The 15960-nt window shown below is 63.3% G+C and carries 13 protein-coding genes; 8 read left to right on the top strand and 5 right to left on the bottom strand.

The genetic code is table 11. From position 1 onward, the window contains the following. On the top strand, positions 1–308 hold a 308-nt coding region (locus I8N66_RS07890; protein WP_291151833.1), incomplete at its 5' end, for a hypothetical protein. On the opposite strand, the gene recQ is transcribed toward I8N66_RS07890, so the two are convergent. Next, the gene (gene recQ / locus I8N66_RS07895; RefSeq protein WP_291151836.1) at positions 283–2160 is read right to left on the bottom strand and encodes a DNA helicase RecQ; all 1878 of its coding nucleotides are present in this window, start codon (positions 2158–2160) and stop codon (positions 283–285) included. The two genes, I8N66_RS07890 and recQ, sit on opposite strands and share 26 nt — an antisense overlap. A gap of 200 nt (positions 2161–2360) precedes the next feature. On the opposite strand from recQ, the gene I8N66_RS07900 reads away from it, so the two are divergent. After that, positions 2361–3203 carry a glycosyl transferase gene (locus I8N66_RS07900; RefSeq protein ID WP_291151969.1) on the top strand — a complete coding sequence of 281 codons (843 nt, stop codon included), beginning with the start codon at positions 2361–2363 and terminating at the stop codon, positions 3201–3203. A 55-nt stretch (positions 3204–3258) separates the two neighbouring features. On the opposite strand, the gene dnaG is transcribed toward I8N66_RS07900, so the two are convergent. Next, positions 3259–5271, bottom strand: a complete 2013-nt coding sequence (gene dnaG / locus I8N66_RS07905; protein WP_291151839.1) for a DNA primase — start codon at positions 5269–5271, stop codon at positions 3259–3261. A 213-nt stretch (positions 5272–5484) separates the two neighbouring features. On the opposite strand from dnaG, the gene I8N66_RS07910 reads away from it, so the two are divergent. Continuing rightward, positions 5485–6390, top strand: a complete 906-nt coding sequence (locus I8N66_RS07910) for a hypothetical protein (protein WP_291151841.1) — start codon at positions 5485–5487, stop codon at positions 6388–6390. 7 nt (positions 6391–6397) lie between these two features. On the opposite strand, the gene I8N66_RS07915 is transcribed toward I8N66_RS07910, so the two are convergent. Then, positions 6398–6847, bottom strand: coding sequence for a GatB/YqeY domain-containing protein (locus I8N66_RS07915; protein ID WP_113535662.1), 450 nt, complete (start codon positions 6845–6847; stop codon positions 6398–6400). 325 nt (positions 6848–7172) lie between these two features. Here I8N66_RS07915 and carA point away from each other — a divergent pair, with 325 nt between their 5' ends. After that, positions 7173–8378 (top strand): glutamine-hydrolyzing carbamoyl-phosphate synthase small subunit, encoded by a 1206-nt coding sequence (carA, locus tag I8N66_RS07920; RefSeq protein WP_291151847.1) that lies wholly within the window; start codon positions 7173–7175, stop codon positions 8376–8378. Between the two features lie 116 nt (positions 8379–8494). On the opposite strand, the gene I8N66_RS07925 is transcribed toward carA, so the two are convergent. Next, positions 8495–9385, bottom strand: coding sequence for a LysR substrate-binding domain-containing protein (locus I8N66_RS07925; RefSeq protein WP_291151850.1), 891 nt, complete (start codon positions 9383–9385; stop codon positions 8495–8497). 179 nt (positions 9386–9564) lie between these two features. On the opposite strand from I8N66_RS07925, the gene I8N66_RS07930 reads away from it, so the two are divergent. Then, positions 9565–9870, top strand: a complete 306-nt coding sequence (locus tag I8N66_RS07930; RefSeq protein ID WP_291151853.1) for an XRE family transcriptional regulator — start codon at positions 9565–9567, stop codon at positions 9868–9870. Positions 9871–9998: 128 nt separating this feature from the next. Here I8N66_RS07930 and I8N66_RS07935 read toward each other — a convergent pair whose 3' ends face one another. Then, positions 9999–11201: a pyridoxal phosphate-dependent aminotransferase gene (locus tag I8N66_RS07935; protein WP_291151856.1), complete on the bottom strand. Its 1203-nt coding sequence runs from the start codon at positions 11199–11201 to the stop codon at positions 9999–10001. Positions 11202–11690: 489 nt separating this feature from the next. On the opposite strand from I8N66_RS07935, the gene I8N66_RS07940 reads away from it, so the two are divergent. The 3 genes from I8N66_RS07940 (at position 11691) to I8N66_RS07950 (ending at position 15950) form a co-directional block, all read left to right on the top strand. Beyond that, on the top strand, positions 11691–14018 hold the full coding sequence (locus I8N66_RS07940; protein ID WP_291151859.1) for a marine proteobacterial sortase target protein: 2328 nt from the start codon (positions 11691–11693) through the stop codon (positions 14016–14018). Continuing rightward, a complete protein-coding gene (locus I8N66_RS07945; RefSeq protein ID WP_223725091.1) occupies positions 14008–14676 on the top strand; it encodes a class GN sortase in 669 nt (222 codons plus the stop codon). The genes I8N66_RS07940 and I8N66_RS07945 overlap by 11 nt, the downstream gene beginning before the upstream one ends. Before the next feature lie 83 nt (positions 14677–14759). Continuing rightward, complete coding sequence (locus I8N66_RS07950) at positions 14760–15950, top strand: PQQ-dependent sugar dehydrogenase (RefSeq protein WP_291151864.1); 1191 nt, start codon at positions 14760–14762, stop codon at positions 15948–15950. Positions 15951–15960: the final 10 nt, after the last annotated feature.

Genomic DNA, 15960 nt, shown 5'->3' on the forward strand with positions numbered 1-15960 from the left:
ACTTGTACAACCCGGCCGTCTTCAGGCCATCGAGCTCTAAACGGAGATGGGACAGAAAGGCTGAAGTCATGGCGCCCTCACTTGAAGAAAACATCGCGTGGCTGACGAGTATCATGACGGCTTTTGACTTGCAGCAAAATCCGGCGCGCTGCGGCATGGAGCGTGAAAACGACAGGCCATTTCACTACGAGATGGCGTGGCAGACATATTGTGTCGCGCCGGATATGCTGACGGACATTTTCCGTCTGGCTTCGAACGTGCCGGCCGCCGGCGCGAACGTCTTCACCCGTCCAGATACCCGTCAATGACAGCAAGAAATGCCTCGCCGTAACGTTCGCGCTTGCTTTCGCCGATGCCGGGAATATCGAGCAGTTCGTCGAAGCCGCGTGGGCGTTCCTTGGCGAGTGCAATCAGCGTTGCGTCGGGGAAGACGACATAGGGTGGGACGTTCAGGTCCTTGGCGATCGTAAAGCGCTCGGCGCGCAGCAGTTCGAACAGCTCGAGATCCGAACCCGCAAGATCCGCGCGCTCGCGCTGCGAGCCCGACTTGGCACCGCGGGCGGCCTTGCCCGACGTCGGCCTGTCCTTGCGGAAGAACACCTGGCGTTCGTGCTTGAACACGGCGCGGGCCTCCGGTTCGAGCTTTATCGCCCCGAAGGCCGTATGATCGACACTGATCAGTCCTGCCGCCAGCAGCTGCCGGAAGACCGACTGCCAGGTGCGGGCCGGCAGATTCTTGCCGGCACCGAAGACCGGCATGTCGACATGCCCGAAGCGCTCGGTCTTTTCGTTGACCGTGCCCATGAGCACATCGACCACATGGCCGGTGCCAAAGCGCTCACCGGTGCGATAGACGGCCGCCAGCGCCTTGATCGCCGCCTCCGTGCCATCCCAGGTCTCGACCGGCTTCAGGCAGGTGTCGCAATGGCCGCAGCGGCCGGGATGGGCCTCGCCGAAATGCGCGAGGATCGCCTGGCGGCGGCAGCCCGCGGTCTCGCAGATCGCAAGCAGCGCGTTGAGCTTGCCGCGCTCGATACGCTTGATGTCATCCGCCGCCCCACCCTCGTCGATCATCCGGCGGCGCTGCAGCACATCAGCCATGCCATAGGCCATCCAGACCTCCGACGGCTGGCCGTCGCGGCCGGCGCGACCGGTTTCCTGATAATAGGCCTCAACCGAGCCCGGCAGATCGAGATGAGCGACATAGCGTACGTCGGGCTTGTCGATGCCCATGCCGAAGGCGACGGTTGCAACCAGGCAAAGGCTCTCCTCTTTCAGGAATGCATCCTGATGCTTGTCGCGCAGCGCCCGATCCATGCCGGCGTGATAGGGCAGCGCCCGGATGCCCTGGGCGTTCAGCCACTCGGCCGTATCCTCGACCTTGGCGCGCGACAGACAATAGACGATGCCTGACGACCCCTTGAAGCGCGAAAGAAAGCGCAGCAGTTGCTGGCGTGGCTGGTCGCGCTCGACGATTTCATAGGCGATGTTCGGGCGGTCGAAGCTGGTGGTGAAGACCTTGGCATTGGTCAGCGCCAGTCGCTCGACGATATCGTCGCGGGTATGCGGATCGGCGGTCGCCGTCAGCGCGATGCGCGGCACGCCCGGATAGCGCTCCGCCAGAAGCCCGAGCGCGCGGTACTCCGGACGGAAGTCATGGCCCCATTGCGAAACGCAGTGCGCCTCGTCGATGGCAAAAAGCGCGATGCGGGCATCGCCGAGCAGATCCGCGAAACCGTCGGTGACGATGCGCTCCGGCGTCACGTAGAGAAGGTCGAGCGTGCCGTCATGGACCTGCCGCCGCACGGCGATTGCTTCCTCGCGGGTCAGCGACGAGTTGAGGGCCGCCGCGTTGACGCCGAGCTGCTTCAACGCCTCCACCTGGTCGCGCATCAGCGCAATCAGAGGCGAGACGACCACACCGAGCCCGGGACGGCAGAGCGCCGGGATCTGGAAACAGAGCGATTTTCCAGCACCGGTCGGGAAGAGGACAACGGCATCGCCGCCACCGGTCACATGCTCGACCACTGCCTGCTGCTTGCCGCGAAAGGCGGAATAGCCATAGACGCGCTTCAGCACATCGAGCGGCGCCGGGCCGGCGTCGTCGAACAGATGGCTGGCAGCGCTTGCGGCGCGCTTCGCCCTTTCGACAAACTCCATCACGTCTCCTTCACGGGAATCACTGCCTGCAATCATCGCAAGATGCGGCCGCAATGCCATAGTCGTCAGGGCAAATGAAGAGAAAGCAGCGATTATCCCGCGCGATCGGCAGGCTTTTCAACGTGGGGGATTGAGCCTTTTGCCAGCTTGACCTTGATGACGCACCAGTACTTTAGTGGCTCCCAAAAAATCGGGAAGTCATCATGGCGAACATTCTAGCGGCGAGCGGCGGCGTCAAGCAGATCATCTGTATCAATTGGGGTACGAAGTACGGCGCTCCGTTCATCAACCGGCTTTATGCCATGGTGGCACGCAACATCACCCCGCCCTTCACCTTCACCTGCTTCAACGACAATTTCGAAGGGCTGCGTCCGGAAATTCTCTGCGAGGACCTGCCGCCGCTCAACATCGCGGACATGCCCACGAACACGCCCGGGATCTGGCAGAAGTCGCGGCTGTGGGGGCCCAAGCTCGGCAACCTCAAGGGTCCGGTGCTGTTTCTCGATCTCGACATCGTCATCGTCGGGTCGCTCGATTCTTTCTTCGAGGTCGGCGAACCTGACGACGTTATTCTCGCCAGGAACCAGACAACCCCGTTCGAGCGTCTCGGCCAGACCTCGCTGTTCCGCTTTCCGGTGGGCAAGCTCGTGCCCCTGCAGCAGAAGTTTGCTGCCAATCCTCAGGGCATTGCCGATGAATATCGCTTCGAGCAACGTTTCGTCACGCGCAATGCGCCCGGCGGCGTGAAGCTTTTCCCAAGACGCTGGGTCCTGCACTTCCGGCAGGACTGTCATTGGACCTTCCCGCTCAACTATTTCTTCGAGCCGCGCCTGCCGGCCGATGCGCGCGTGGTGCTCTTCCCGCGCAGCCTGCTGCCGCAGCATGCGATCGACGGGCAATATGGCTATCGTGGCCGGGTGGACACGCCGCTTGGCCACATTCGCCGCCTGTTCAACGGCGACCGTCGTGAAAAGAACCCGCTCCGCTACCTGCGCCACTACATCCGTCCCGCTCCGTGGGTGGCCGAACATTGGCGCGAATAGTCGGCGTTCGGTTAAGATCGGGTGGGATTTCAGCGTGGCAGCGTAAGTTTTTGGACTAGCGCGCTGCTGGCCCCTTCACGCGGCCGGAAAGCACCCCGAAACCCTCGATGATCGCTTCCTGGTTCTCAAGCCGCGTCACTTCGAGCTGAACTTCCTGAAGCGTGCGCAGCAGTTGCGGCACCGCCTCGAGGTCGCCTTCCTCGGTCGCGTGCGCCAGTTCACGTTCGAGCTCGCGCCGCTGCCAATGCAGCGCCTTGGAGCGCTGGTGCAGGGCCAGCGCCTGCAGGTAGCCTTCGCGGGCATCCTCGGGTGCCGCCACCGTCGTCGCGGTCCAAAGTCGCGCATAGCGGATCTGCTGGTCGATCGCGCCGATCAAGGCGCCGAAACCTTCGGCATGCAGCTGCTCGACCAGACCTTCGCGCGTCAGGCGCGGCCCTTGCGCGGCCGCGGCATTCAGCACCGCCGCCCAGCAGCGTTGCAGGTCGCGATGATCGAATTCGATCGTCGAGATCTCATCATATTCGTCGAACAGCAATTGCGGATGATTGACGATGGTGAGTGCCAGCACGCTTTCGCGCAACAGCGGCGCGATCTGCTGCCCGCTGACGAGCGAAGACCGCGCCAGCCGATCGGAGATCGCCGTCGGTCCTGCCGCATTCGGCCCTCTCGGCCCGCCGGCACCGCGGGGGCCGTTGCCGGGCCTGCCGCCGCGCTCGAACGGACGCCGCTCTCCCCGCCCCGATCCTGACGATTGCAGGAAGGCGTTCAGCCGGTCGCGCATGTCCTGGCCATAGTGGCGGCGCACGCTCTCGTCGGCGATGACGGCCGTGACCTGCTTCAACTTCGCCTCAAGCTCGGCGCGCTTTTCCGGCGTGTCGAACGATCCGCCCTGGATCTCGCGCTGCCAGACCATGTCGGCAAGCGACCGCGCATTGGCGAGCACCTTGTCGAAGGGCGCGCGGCCCTCGTGGCGCACCAGGTCGTCCGGGTCCTTGCCGTCAGGCAGCATGGCGAAACGCACCGAGCGGCCGGGTTTGAGGTGCGGCAGCGCCAGGTCGACGCCGCGATTGGCGGCGCGGATGCCGGCGCCATCGCCATCAAAGCAGAGTACCGGCTGAGACGTCATCTTCCAGAGAAGGTCTAGCTGGTTCTCGGTCAATGCCGTGCCGAGCGGCGCGACCGCATTTTCGACGCCCGCCTGATGCAGCGCGATCACGTCCATGTAGCCTTCGACGGCGATGATGGTTCCCGCGGCATCGTCCGGTCCGGCGTCGGCCAGACGGGACGCACCTTGCGCCGCGCGGCGGGCACGGGCGAAATTGTAGAGCACGTTGCCCTTGTGGAAGAGCTCGGTCTCGTTGGAGTTCAGATACTTCGCCGGTGCATCCGGCGACATGGCGCGGCCGCCGAAGGCGATGACCTTCTCGCGTGACGACAGGATCGGGAACATGATGCGATCGCGAAAACGGTCGTAGGAAACAGGCACGTCCGGACCGTGGACGACGAGGCCGCAGGCCTCGATCTGCTCCTTGCCGATGCCCTTGCCGGCCAGGAATTCTTTCAGCGCATTGCGGCTGTCGGGCGCAAAGCCCAGGCGGAAGGTTTCGATCGTACGCCCCGTCAGGCCGCGCTCGCGCAGATAGGCACGCGCCTTGGCGCCGCCCGCAGTCTGAAGCTGATCCTCGAAAAATGCGGTCGCCAACTCCATGACGTCGAGAAGGCTGGTGCGCTCCTTTTCCCGCCGTTCGGCCTGCGGATCAGGCTGCGGCATGGCAACGCCCGCCATATCGGCGATCTGCTGCACGGCTTCCGGGAAGCTCAAGCCCTCAAGGTCCGTGAGAAAACGGAAATGGTCGCCGGAGACGCCGCAGCCGAAACAATGGTAGCGGCCCTTGCGATCCTCGCAGTGGAAGCTCGGCGACTTCTCCCCATGGAAGGGGCAGCAGGCCCAATAATCACCGCGCGAAACATTGGTCTTGCGCCGATCCCAGGAGACGCGCTTGGCGATCACGTCCGAAATCGGCACGCGATCGCGTATCTCGTCGAGAAAGGATGGTGAAAAGCGCATGAAAACCTCTGGTCGATCCTCCATATAGGCGGCAAGTCCGCGGGACGCCACAAGAGTGATCCGGCTTGCCCGCAATTCACAGGACGGAAACGGGAATTACGCTCGCAACCACAACCCAAGAGGGCAGCAACGGGCTTCCAAAGACCAAAAGTAGCGCTTGACTCGCCGAAGGTGAACAGCGTCAATTCGGTGTCCCGAATTGGAACACCCATCATGGCCATTGCTGTCGAAGCGCTCGCGTCCAGTCCTGTCTTCTTCAGCGCCGTCCTGGATTACGCCCGCGGCATGGTCTCCATGTATGGGGACAACCCGCGGCTCGCTTCGATCTTCGCTTCGCAGCAGCGCTGGCTGATGGCCCAATCCGGTCTCGCCCTCCATCACGACCGCGATCCCGAAGATCTGTTTAGCGGCCTCTATAGCGGGCGTTTCATCAACTATGCCGTCGCCAACGATATCGCCAGCCGCAACACCGCGGCCTCGTTCGTGCAGGAGATGATCGCCTATCGCTTCGCGCAATACACGGTGTCACCACCCACCAAGCGCAATCGGCCGATCGAGCCCACGGACGCTGCGCTTGATTATGTCTGGAAATGGATGCTGGCGCACCTTGCCATTCTCGACGTGCTCGATGGCCGGTCGCGCGTGGCGACGCTGACGCAGGACCCGACCCAGTTTGGCCGGCTGCAGGCGGCAGTCGCTCATGCCCTTGTCGGAAACGACAAGGTTCGCCGTCCCGGACCGACCTTCGATCTCTTCACCTGGGTCAATTCCGGCGGCGTGGTGATGGACGATCTGTTCTCCCGCATCGGCACCTTCGACCCCGAGGCCGAGCGACTGGCGATCGGTTCCGTTTCGCCCAGTGACCTCAGCGAACGCTTCATGATTTCGAAGACGCATCTCAAGCGGATCTTCGACAAGGCGGCCCTGCTCGGCAGCATGGGCTGGGAGCGAACACCCGGACGCGGTGGCGTCTGGCTTTCGAAGGCTTTCATCCGGGAATATTGGGACTATCAGGCGGAGAAGTTCGCGCTGATCGATCGGGCGTTCGAAGACAAGATATTCGCAGACGCCGAAGAGGCGACGCCCGTCACCTATGGACGGGCGTGCGCCGGTATTTGATCCGCCCTTACTTGAGCAGGTCCTTCACGAGACCGGACGCCTTGGCGAAGTCCATCTGGCCCGGGTAGCGCTCCTTGAGCACGTTCATGCACTTGCCCATGTCGCGCAGGCCGTGGGCGCCGGTTTCCTGGATCACCGAGGCGCAGAGTTCGCGCACCTTCTCTTCCGGAAGCTGTGCCGGAAGGAAGTGGTTGATGATCACGATTTCCTGGCGCTCCTGCTCGGCAAGTTCCGGCCGGCCACCCTCGTCGTAGATACGGGCCGATTCCTCGCGCTGCTTGATCATCTTGGCGAGGATCTGCAGGATGTCGTCATCGCTGACCGGGTCCTTGCCCTGGCCGCGATTGGCAATGTCCCGGTCCTTGATCGCCGCCTGGATCAGCCGCACGGTCGAGGTACGCCGCGTATCCTTGGCTTTCAGGGCTTCCTTCAGTGCGTCAGCGAACTGGTCGCGCATGTCCATACTCCATGTCGAAACCGGCCCGCGGTGCTCTGCCCGGAACCGGTTCGAAACCATCATTGTTGTCGTCGTCTTAAACCAGTGTGACAGGTGCAATCAAACGGAATACGCAACCGCTTGAATTATAAGGAATTTTATTTCCAGACAATTCACAGCGGCCGGTTGACCAGGAGAAGCGCTTTGGCTATTTTCCCGCACCTGCACGACATCGGCATGAGAGCACTTTCCGCGGGGATTCCGCGCGTCCATGCCTGAGCACATGAAATGGCGATCGATTGCCGGGCTTTCAAGCCCCGCTTCGCGCCGCAACGGGATAGGAACGATGACCGCGACACCCGCATGGACCACTGAAAAACCAACCGCTCTGCTCGTTCTGGCTGACGGCACCGTGATCGAAGGCAAGGGCATCGGCGCGACCGGCAAGGTGCAGGCGGAGGTCTGCTTCAACACGGCACTGACGGGCTACCAGGAAATCCTGACGGACCCCTCCTATCTCGGCCAGATCGTCACCTTCACCTTCCCGCACATCGGCAACATCGGCGCCAATGACGAAGACATCGAAGATCTGACGCCGGCAGCACGCCACGGCGCGGTCGGCGTCATCTTCAAGGCCGACATCACCGAACCGTCGAACTACCGCGCCGCCAAGCACCTCGACACCTGGCTGAAGGCCCGCGGCATCATCGGCCTCTGCGGCATCGACACCCGCGCGCTTACCGCCTGGATCCGCGAGAACGGCATGCCGAACGCCGTCATCGCCCACGATCCCTCGGGCGTCTTCGATATCGATACCTTGAAGGCGGAAGCCAAGGCCTGGAGCGGGCTTGAAGGCCTCGACCTCGCCAAGGTCGCAACCTCGGGCCAGTCCTCGCGCTGGAACGAAAAGCCCTGGGTCTGGAACGAGGGCTTCTCGACGCTCGGCGAAACCGATGCGGCCTACCACATCGTCGCGCTCGACTACGGCGTGAAGCGCAATATCCTGCGGCTTTTCGCCGGTCTCAACGCCCGCGTCACCGTCATGCCTGCCTCGACCAGCGCCGACGAAGTGCTGGCGCAGAAGCCGGACGGCATCTTCCTTTCCAACGGCCCGGGCGACCCGGCGGCAACCGGCAAGTATGCCGTTCCCGTCATTCAGAACCTGCTGAAGACCGACATCCCCGTCTTCGGCATCTGCCTCGGCCACCAGATGCTGGCGCTGGCACTCGGCGGCAAGACCGAGAAGATGCATCAGGGCCACCACGGCGCCAACCATCCGGTCAAGGATCACACCACCGGCAAGGTCGAGATCGTCTCGATGAACCACGGCTTCGCGGTGGATTCGAAGTCTCTGCCGGATGGCGTTGAAGAGACTCACATTTCGCTCTTCGACGGCACGAACTGCGGCCTGCGCGTCGCCGGCAAGCCGGTCTTCTCGGTCCAGCACCACCCGGAAGCTTCCCCCGGCCCGCAGGACAGCCACTACCTTTTCCGTCGCTTCATGAACCTCGTGCGCGAGAAGAAGGGCGAACCGGCATTGGCCGAACGCTAAGCCCGACAAAATCACATGAAATGGCCCGCCTCGTGCGGGCCTTTTCATTTGCAGATCTCACCTGGCGGACCCCGTAGGCAAGTGCGCGGGAAGGCATCTCCAGCAGGCTGTCGCCGTCAGCCTTCGCCCAGGCGGTCGGCAATGAAATCGACAACGGCCCGAACCGAAGGGAGCTGGCCACGCCGATGCGGCATCAGAAGGGTTGTCGTGACAAGCCCCGCCTGCCAGCCGGGCAGCACCCGCACGAGGCTGCCATTGTCGATCTCGGCACCGCAGAGCTTGCGCGGTAGTGCCGTAATTCCCAGGCCGGAAAGCGCCGCCTCGAGAAGCACCTGGGATTCGTCCGCGACGAAGCGCGGCTCGGGCTTGACCGAGACAGCTGCGTCATCCCCGTTTCGGAGCGTCCAGCCATCGCTGGTCGGCGACGTGAGCAGCCCATCGTGGTCATCGAGTTCACCTGGCTCAATCGGCGTGCCGCGTCGCGCGAGATAACCGGGTGCGGCAACCAGCCAGATCACCTGCGTGGCGACCCGCCGCTGGACGAGACCGGAATCGGGCAAGGGCGCGAAATGATCGCGCACGGCGATATCGAAGCCTTCCTGGATCAGATCGACGAAGCGGTCGGTCGCGTGCAGCGCCACCCGCATCTTGGGATAGGCGAGCGCTAGTTGCGGCAGCAACCCGGCAAGCGTCATCTGCGCCGTCGGCACCGAGGCAGTGATGCGCACGGTGCCGCTTGGTTCGGCGAGCCTGCCCATGACCACGGCCTCGGCCGCTTCCGCCTCGATCAGCATCGCGGCCGCATGCCGATAGAAATCCTCGCCGATCTCGGTCACCGTGAAGCGCCGGGATGTGCGGTTGATGAGCCGGACGCCGAGCGTCTTCTCCAGTTCCGCCACGCGTTTGCTGAGCGTCGACTTCGGCACGTTGAGGACGCGTGCCGCCGGAGCAAAACCCTTGTGGTCGACCACATGGGCGAAGATGATGAAATCGTTGAGATTGCGCATTGAGGAGGCTCAGTGGCTGCATTTGTGGACGACGGGTCCACGCATCCCACTTTTTCGGCAACGCGTCCATCCTTGCAGACTTAGCTCCAGAGCGAACACCAAGCGAGAAATCGTGAAGATGTGCTACGGTTGACCCGTCGCCGGCCTTCGCGCATCCTCCACTGCAACTGGAGATAACGATGATTACAGGTCCACAGTGCCGCGCCGCCCGGGCGCTGATCGAAATCTCGCGCGAGATGCTCTCGAGCTTTTCGGGCGTTGACGAGGATACGATCCTCAAATTTGAGCGCAAGCTGGAAACACCCGCCGACGAGGTGATCCTGTCGCTGAAGCACGCGCTGGAAAATGCCGGTGCGGTGTTTCTGCCGGAGGGCGAGCGCGGCATCGGCGTGCGGCTGAAGTTCACCCGTTCGGAGGCACGCCGCCTCTCCATCCTCGAAAGCGAGGGTGGCGTCGTCGGCGACGACGAGGTTCCCGGCGCCTGAGGTTCGAGTCTGATTTCAACGCCTTAGCCGGCTGATTTGAATCAGGTTCGCTGCCCGTTGAATCGCTTTGCGAACGAAAAGCCCGCCGTTTCCGGCGGGCTTTTTTTGTCAGATGCGGTTGCTCGCGCTTACTTGCAGGCGGCGCAGAAGCGCTGGATGCGGCGGCAAGCTTCTTCGAGCTGGGCTTCCGAGGTCGCATAGGAGATGCGGAAGTTCGGGCCGAGGCCGAAGGCCGAGCCGTGCACGACGGCAACGCCTTCGGATTCCAGGAGTTCCGAGACGAAGTCTTCGTCCGTCTCGATCACCTTGCCCGACGGTGCTGTCTTGCCGATCAGGCCGGCGCAGGACGGATAGACGTAGAAGGCACCTTCCGGCGTCGGGCACGAAATGCCCTTGGCCTGGTTCAGCATCGACACGACGAGATCGCGGCGGCCTTCGAAGATCTTCTTGTTCTCGGGGATGAAGTCCTGCGTGCCGTTCAGCGCCTCTACGGCCGCCCACTGGGCGATCGAGGTGGCGCCGGAGGTCTGCTGGCCCTGGATCATGTCCATGGCCTTGATCAGCTGCAGCGGGCCGGCTGCGTAGCCGATACGCCAGCCGGTCATGGCATAGGCCTTGGAGACGCCGTTCATCGTCAGCGTGCGGTCATAAAGGCCGGGTTCGACTTCGACCGGAGTCGCGAACTTGAAGTCGCCATAGGTCAGGTGCTCGTACATGTCGTCGGTCAGAACCCAGACATGCGGATGCTTCATCAGAACGTCGGTCAGTTCCTTGAGCTCGGCATGGCTGTAGGCAGCGCCCGACGGGTTGGACGGCGAGTTGAAAATGAACCACTTGGTCTTCGGCGTGATCGCCTTGTCCAGGTCCTCTGCCCTGAGCTTGAAGTTGTTTTCCTGCTTGGTCGAGACGGTGACCGGCGTGCCGCCGCACAGCGCCACCATTTCCGGATAGGAGACCCAGTAGGGTGCCGGGATGACGACTTCATCGCCGGCGTTGAGCGTCGCCATGAAGGCGTTGAAAAGAATCTGCTTTCCGCCGGTGCCGACGATCGTCTGGGCAGCCGTGTAGTCGAGGTTGTTCTCGCGCTTGAACTTCTTGGCGATCGCTTCGCGCAGTTCCGGAATGCCGGAAACCGGCGTGTACTTCGTCTCGCCGCGGTTGATCGCGTCGATCGCAGCCTTCTTGATATTGTCGGGCGTATCGAAGTCCGGCTCTCCGGCGCCGAGGCCGATCACATCGCGGCCTTTCGCTTTCAGCTCACGGGCTTTCTGCGAAACGGCGATGGTGGCGGAAGGCTTTACACGGGAGAGGGCATCGGCAAGGAAGGCCATGGGTGAAGGTCCTGATCGTTTCGAGACGAGGTGATCGCTACGGAACGGAGAAAACCAGGCTCCATAGCGGTTAGGTCTATGTCGAAAGACGCCCGGTCTTGCAAGCGCCGGAACGGCAAAAACGCCGGAAACGCGGGCAAAAAGCGTCACCATGACAAAGTTTCATGAGTGCGATCAGCGTTGTCGATCGCCAGCCAAGATCTCAAGGCGATGCTCACCTGCAAGCGCAAGGCCACGAAAATGGAAATGTGGCGGCGGTTTGAACGGCCACGAAACGTATCAGTCCGAAACGGTTCTTGATCGCGATTTATTCAAAAAAATCAGCGCAATTCTACAAAATTGCAAATGCCATAATTTAGCCACGACAACTGTCGCGGAACGCCGCAATTCCGTCCCGCAAGAGCCGGTTTCCGGGCTTTTCCTCCGATGATCCGAACACATTCGCATTACGGGGGTTATGCAATGTTTCTCGACGACGAAATCGCCTCAATGAAAACACGACAGAGCGAGGCGCGCTGGGGCATGTATCTGGCGCTCGCGGCCCTTGCCGCCTGCATCCTGATGTTCATCGGCCTGATGACCCAGGCGGCCGCGGAAACGCCAGACGCCAAGCCCCAGCGGATGGCAGGCTACGTCCGCCCCAACGACGTCGGCACCGGCGCCTTGCTCTTCCCGTCGAAGGAACCGGGCTATTTCGTCGAGGCACCGCGGCTGGCGACGGACGTGACGATCGACGTCAACGGCCCGATCATGCGCACCCGCGTAACCCAGCGCTTCGAGAACCCCAGCAAGGGCTGGGTCGAAGGCACCTACGTCTTCCCCCTGCCCGAGGATTCGGCCGTCGATACGCTGAAGATGCAGATCGGCGACCGCTTCATCGAGGGCCAGATCAAGCCGCGCCAGGCCGCCAAAGAGATTTACGAACAAGCGAAGGCCGAGGGCAAAAAGGCAGCGCTTCTCGAACAGCAGCGCCCGAACATCTTCACCAACCAGGTCGCCAATATTGGCCCTGGCGAAACGGTCGTTGTGCAGATCGAGTATCAGAGCGCGGTCCGTCAATCGAACGGCCTCTATTCCCTCCGCTTCCCGATGGTGGTGGCGCCGCGCTATAATCCGCAGCCGATCGTCCAGACCGTCGATCTCGACAGCCGCACCGGCTATGCCGTCAGCGATCCTGTCCCCGACCGCGAGAAGATCGAAGCCCCGGTCCTCGATCCCAAGGCAAACGCCAAGATCAACCCCGTCACACTGACGGTGAACCTCAAGGCCGGCTTCCCGCTCGGCGAAGTGAAATCCGGCTATCACGACGTCGATATCGCCAATCTCGACGATCTCAGCCGCCGCGTGACGCTGAGGGGCGACAGCGTGCCCGCCGACCGCGACTTCGAGCTCACCTGGAAAGCGATCGAGGGCAAGAGCCCCTATGCCGGACTCTTCCGCGAGACGGTGGACGGCAAGACTTATCTGCTCTCCTTCGTCACGCCACCGGCCACCGCAAGCGATACCGACGCCAAGCCCGTCAGGCGCGAAATCGTCTTCGTCATCGACAATTCGGGCTCCATGGCCGGCCCTTCTATGGAACAGGCCAAGCAGAGCCTGGCGCTTGCGATCTCCAGGTTGAAGCCCGAAGACCGTTTCAATGTCATCCGCTTCGACGACACCATGTCCGTGCATTTTCCGGAGCTCACCGAGGCAACACCGGACAAGCGCGAAGAGGCAATTGCCTATGTCCGCGGGCTAACGGCCGATGGCGGTACGGAAATGCTGCCGGCGCTGGAAGCAGCCCTTCGCACGCAAGGACCGGTCCAGTCCGGTGCCCTGCGCCAGGTGGTCTTCCTGACCGACGGCGCGATCGGCAACGAGATTCAGCTTTTCGAAGAGATCCAGAAGAACCGTGGCGACGCTCGCGTCTTTACCGTCGGCATCGGCTCGGCCCCGAACAGCCACTTCATGACCAAGGCCGCCGAATATGGCCGTGGCACCTTCACGCTGATCGGCTCGGAGAGCCAGGTGGCCGAGCGCATGGGCGAGCTTTTCACCAAGCTTGAAAGCCCCGCGATGACCGACATCTCCGCGAGCTTCGACGGCGCGTCGGCAGGCGACATCACCCCGAACCCGATGCCCGACCTCTATCGCGGAGAACCGGTCGTGCTGACGGCCGAACTCGACGGCGCAGCCCCCGAAGGCAAGCTGCAGATCCTCGGCAAGGCCGGCGACCAGCCGTGGCGGGTCGAGATGGACATCGCCAAGGCCTCGACCGGCCAGGGCATCGCCAAGCTCTGGGCGCGCCGCAAGATCGATGATCTCGAGGCAAGCGCCGCTTCGATCGCCGATCCCGCCACACTCGACCAGCGGATCGAGACCGTCGCGCTCGCCCACCACCTCGTCTCCCGCGTCACCAGCCTGGTCGCAGTCGATGCAACGCCGTCACGCCCGGCCGGCGAGCCTCAAGCCGAAACCAGGCTGCCACTCAACCTTCCGGCTGGCTGGGACTTCGGCAAGGTCTTCGGTGAAAAGCCCGGCGAAGCCACGCCCGGCAAGGTCGACGAACGCGACGCTGCACTCGAAAGTCGGACCAAGCTTGCCATGGCGACGGCCGATCGCATGCGAGCGGCACCAACCGCGCGGGCGGCAGGCCTGATCGCGGAGGCCAACAACCAGGTCACCCTGCCGCAAACGGCCACGGAAGCGGACAAGCAGATCCTGATCGGCCTGATGCTTCTGGCCTTTGCCCTCGTCGCCGGCATGACGTTCCTCTTCTGGCGCGCGCCAATCGCCGCCGTCGTGCTTGCCGGAGTGCGCCGTCGTGGCCGCTGACAACGAAAAGCCCGAGCCACGGCCGGGCTTTCTCGCCCGCCTCTCGGCGGTTGAGACGATCGTGCTTGCGGTCATCGCACTCATTGCCCTTGCCGGTCTGATGTTCATCGGCAAGGGCTTCTACATGAAGGCCAAGGCAGAGGTTTCGCAGGTGCTCTTGAAACGCACCTTCGAGGCCCAGTTGCACGGCAACCCGGACGGAAAGCCCTGGCCCTGGGCCGACTTTCAGACGACGGCCGAAATCACCGCGCCTCGATTGAACCGCTCGGCGATCGTGCTCGAAGGTGCAAGCGGCGAAGCGCTTGCCTTCGGCCCCGCCTGGCTGACGACGACGCCTTTGCCCGGTGACGAGGGTACTTCCGTCATCGCCGCCCACCGCGACACGCATTTCCGTTGGCTGAAGGACGTCAACCCCGGTGATCTCCTGGTGCTGACGCGCAAGGATGGCCGACGCTTCCTGTTCCGCGCCGGCGAAAGCCGGGTCGCCCGCTGGGACGAAAGCGGCATCAACGCATCGGCCACCGGCCATCATCTGGCGCTCGCCACCTGCTGGCCCTTCGATGCGGTCGAACAGGGACCGATGCGCTACATCGTCAATGCCGAACTGATTGGCGAACAGCGCCCGGTGCCGCTGACGACCGGGTCGATCTCGAAATAAAGCGCTTTTGATCGGTTGTGACTTGAACGCCTCCGTCGACCGCACCAGCTTGCCTGTTGAACGAGTCGGGTCGGAGAAGCGGAATGCGGCGAACGAATGCAGGAGCATTGGAACAGCTAACGACGCGGGCGCATAAGGCGCCGGCGCTCGCGATGTTTCTCACGCTGGCAACGGCCCTCGCCCCTTGCGGCGCCTCGGCGCAGGAGGCCCGCGAATTCCCAAGCCAGCACGGCCCCTTGCGCGTCGAGACCCTGGCGACCGGCCTTGAACACCCCTGGTCCGTCGAAGCGCTTCCGGGTGGCGGCCTGATCATCAGCGAGCGTCCCGGCCGACTGAGGATCCTGCGCGACGGCAAGCTGTCGAGCCCGCTGAAGGGCGTGCCCAAGGTCGCCGAGCGCGGCCAGGGCGGCCTGCTCGACATCGCCCTCGACCCCGGCTTTGCCGAGAACAGGACGCTTTACCTGACATTGGCGGCCAGCGGCAAAGGCGGCTACGGCACCGCGGTCGTGCGGGCCAAGCTTGCAAAAGACGAGAGCGGCCTGACCGACGTCAGGGAGCTCTTCCGGATGAACAAGTTTACCGGCAAGGGCCAGCATTTCGGCTCGCGTATCGCGATCGCGCCCGACGGCAGCCTGTTTTTCGGCATCGGCGATCGCGGCGAAGGTGACCGGGCGCAAGACCCACGCGACCATGCCGGAGCGATCCTGCACATCAATGCCGATGGCAGCATTCCCGGATCGAACCCCTATCGCGGCGGCACCGGCGGGTTGGCGGAGATCTGGTCGAAGGGCCACCGCAATCCTCAAGGTATCGCCGTCGATCCCAGGGACGGCACGCTGCTGACGGTCGAGCACGGCGCCCGCGGCGGCGACGAAATCAACAATCCCCAGCCCGGCCACAACTACGGCTGGCCGGTCATCACCTACGGCAAGGACTATTCCGGCGCCGAGATCGGCGAAGGTACGGCGAAGGACGGCCTCGACCAGCCCCTCTTCTACTGGGACCCCTCGATCGCGCCTGGCGCACTTGCCGTCTACCGCGGGAAGATGTTCCCTGAGTGGGACGGCGACCTGCTGGTCGCGGCGCTGAAGTACCAGCTCCTGGCACGGCTCGAACGCGACGACAGCGGCGCCATCGGCAACGAGGAGCGGCTGTTCGATGGCGAATTCGGCCGCATCCGCGACGTTGTCGTCGCGCCGGACGGCGCTTTGCTGATGGTGACGGATGAGGAGGACGGCGCCGTTCTCCGGGTTTCCAAAGGCGCGACGCAGTAACAATTCCGGC

This window comes from Ensifer sp. SSB1 (assembly GCF_016652895.1).
In the GTDB taxonomy this organism is placed as follows: domain Bacteria; phylum Pseudomonadota; class Alphaproteobacteria; order Rhizobiales; family Rhizobiaceae; genus Ensifer.

Bases quoted from the DNA above. Each gene is read 5' to 3' on its own strand.
- recQ (WP_291151836.1), bottom strand. From the start codon at position 2,160: ATGGAGTTTGTCGAAAGGGCGAAGCGCGCCGCAAGCGCTGCCAGCCAT.
- dnaG (WP_291151839.1), bottom strand. From the start codon at position 5,271: ATGCGCTTTTCACCATCCTTTCTCGACGAGATACGCGATCGCGTGCCG.
- I8N66_RS07910 (WP_291151841.1), top strand. From the start codon at position 5,485: ATGGCCATTGCTGTCGAAGCGCTCGCGTCCAGTCCTGTCTTCTTCAGC.
- I8N66_RS07915 (WP_113535662.1), bottom strand. From the start codon at position 6,847: ATGCGCGACCAGTTCGCTGACGCACTGAAGGAAGCCCTGAAAGCCAAG.
- carA (WP_291151847.1), top strand. From the start codon at position 7,173: ATGACCGCGACACCCGCATGGACCACTGAAAAACCAACCGCTCTGCTC.
- I8N66_RS07925 (WP_291151850.1), bottom strand. From the start codon at position 9,385: ATGCGCAATCTCAACGATTTCATCATCTTCGCCCATGTGGTCGACCAC.
- I8N66_RS07930 (WP_291151853.1), top strand. From the start codon at position 9,565: ATGATTACAGGTCCACAGTGCCGCGCCGCCCGGGCGCTGATCGAAATC.
- I8N66_RS07935 (WP_291151856.1), bottom strand. From the start codon at position 11,201: ATGGCCTTCCTTGCCGATGCCCTCTCCCGTGTAAAGCCTTCCGCCACC.
- I8N66_RS07940 (WP_291151859.1), top strand. From the start codon at position 11,691: ATGAAAACACGACAGAGCGAGGCGCGCTGGGGCATGTATCTGGCGCTC.
- I8N66_RS07950 (WP_291151864.1), top strand. From the start codon at position 14,760: ATGCGGCGAACGAATGCAGGAGCATTGGAACAGCTAACGACGCGGGCG.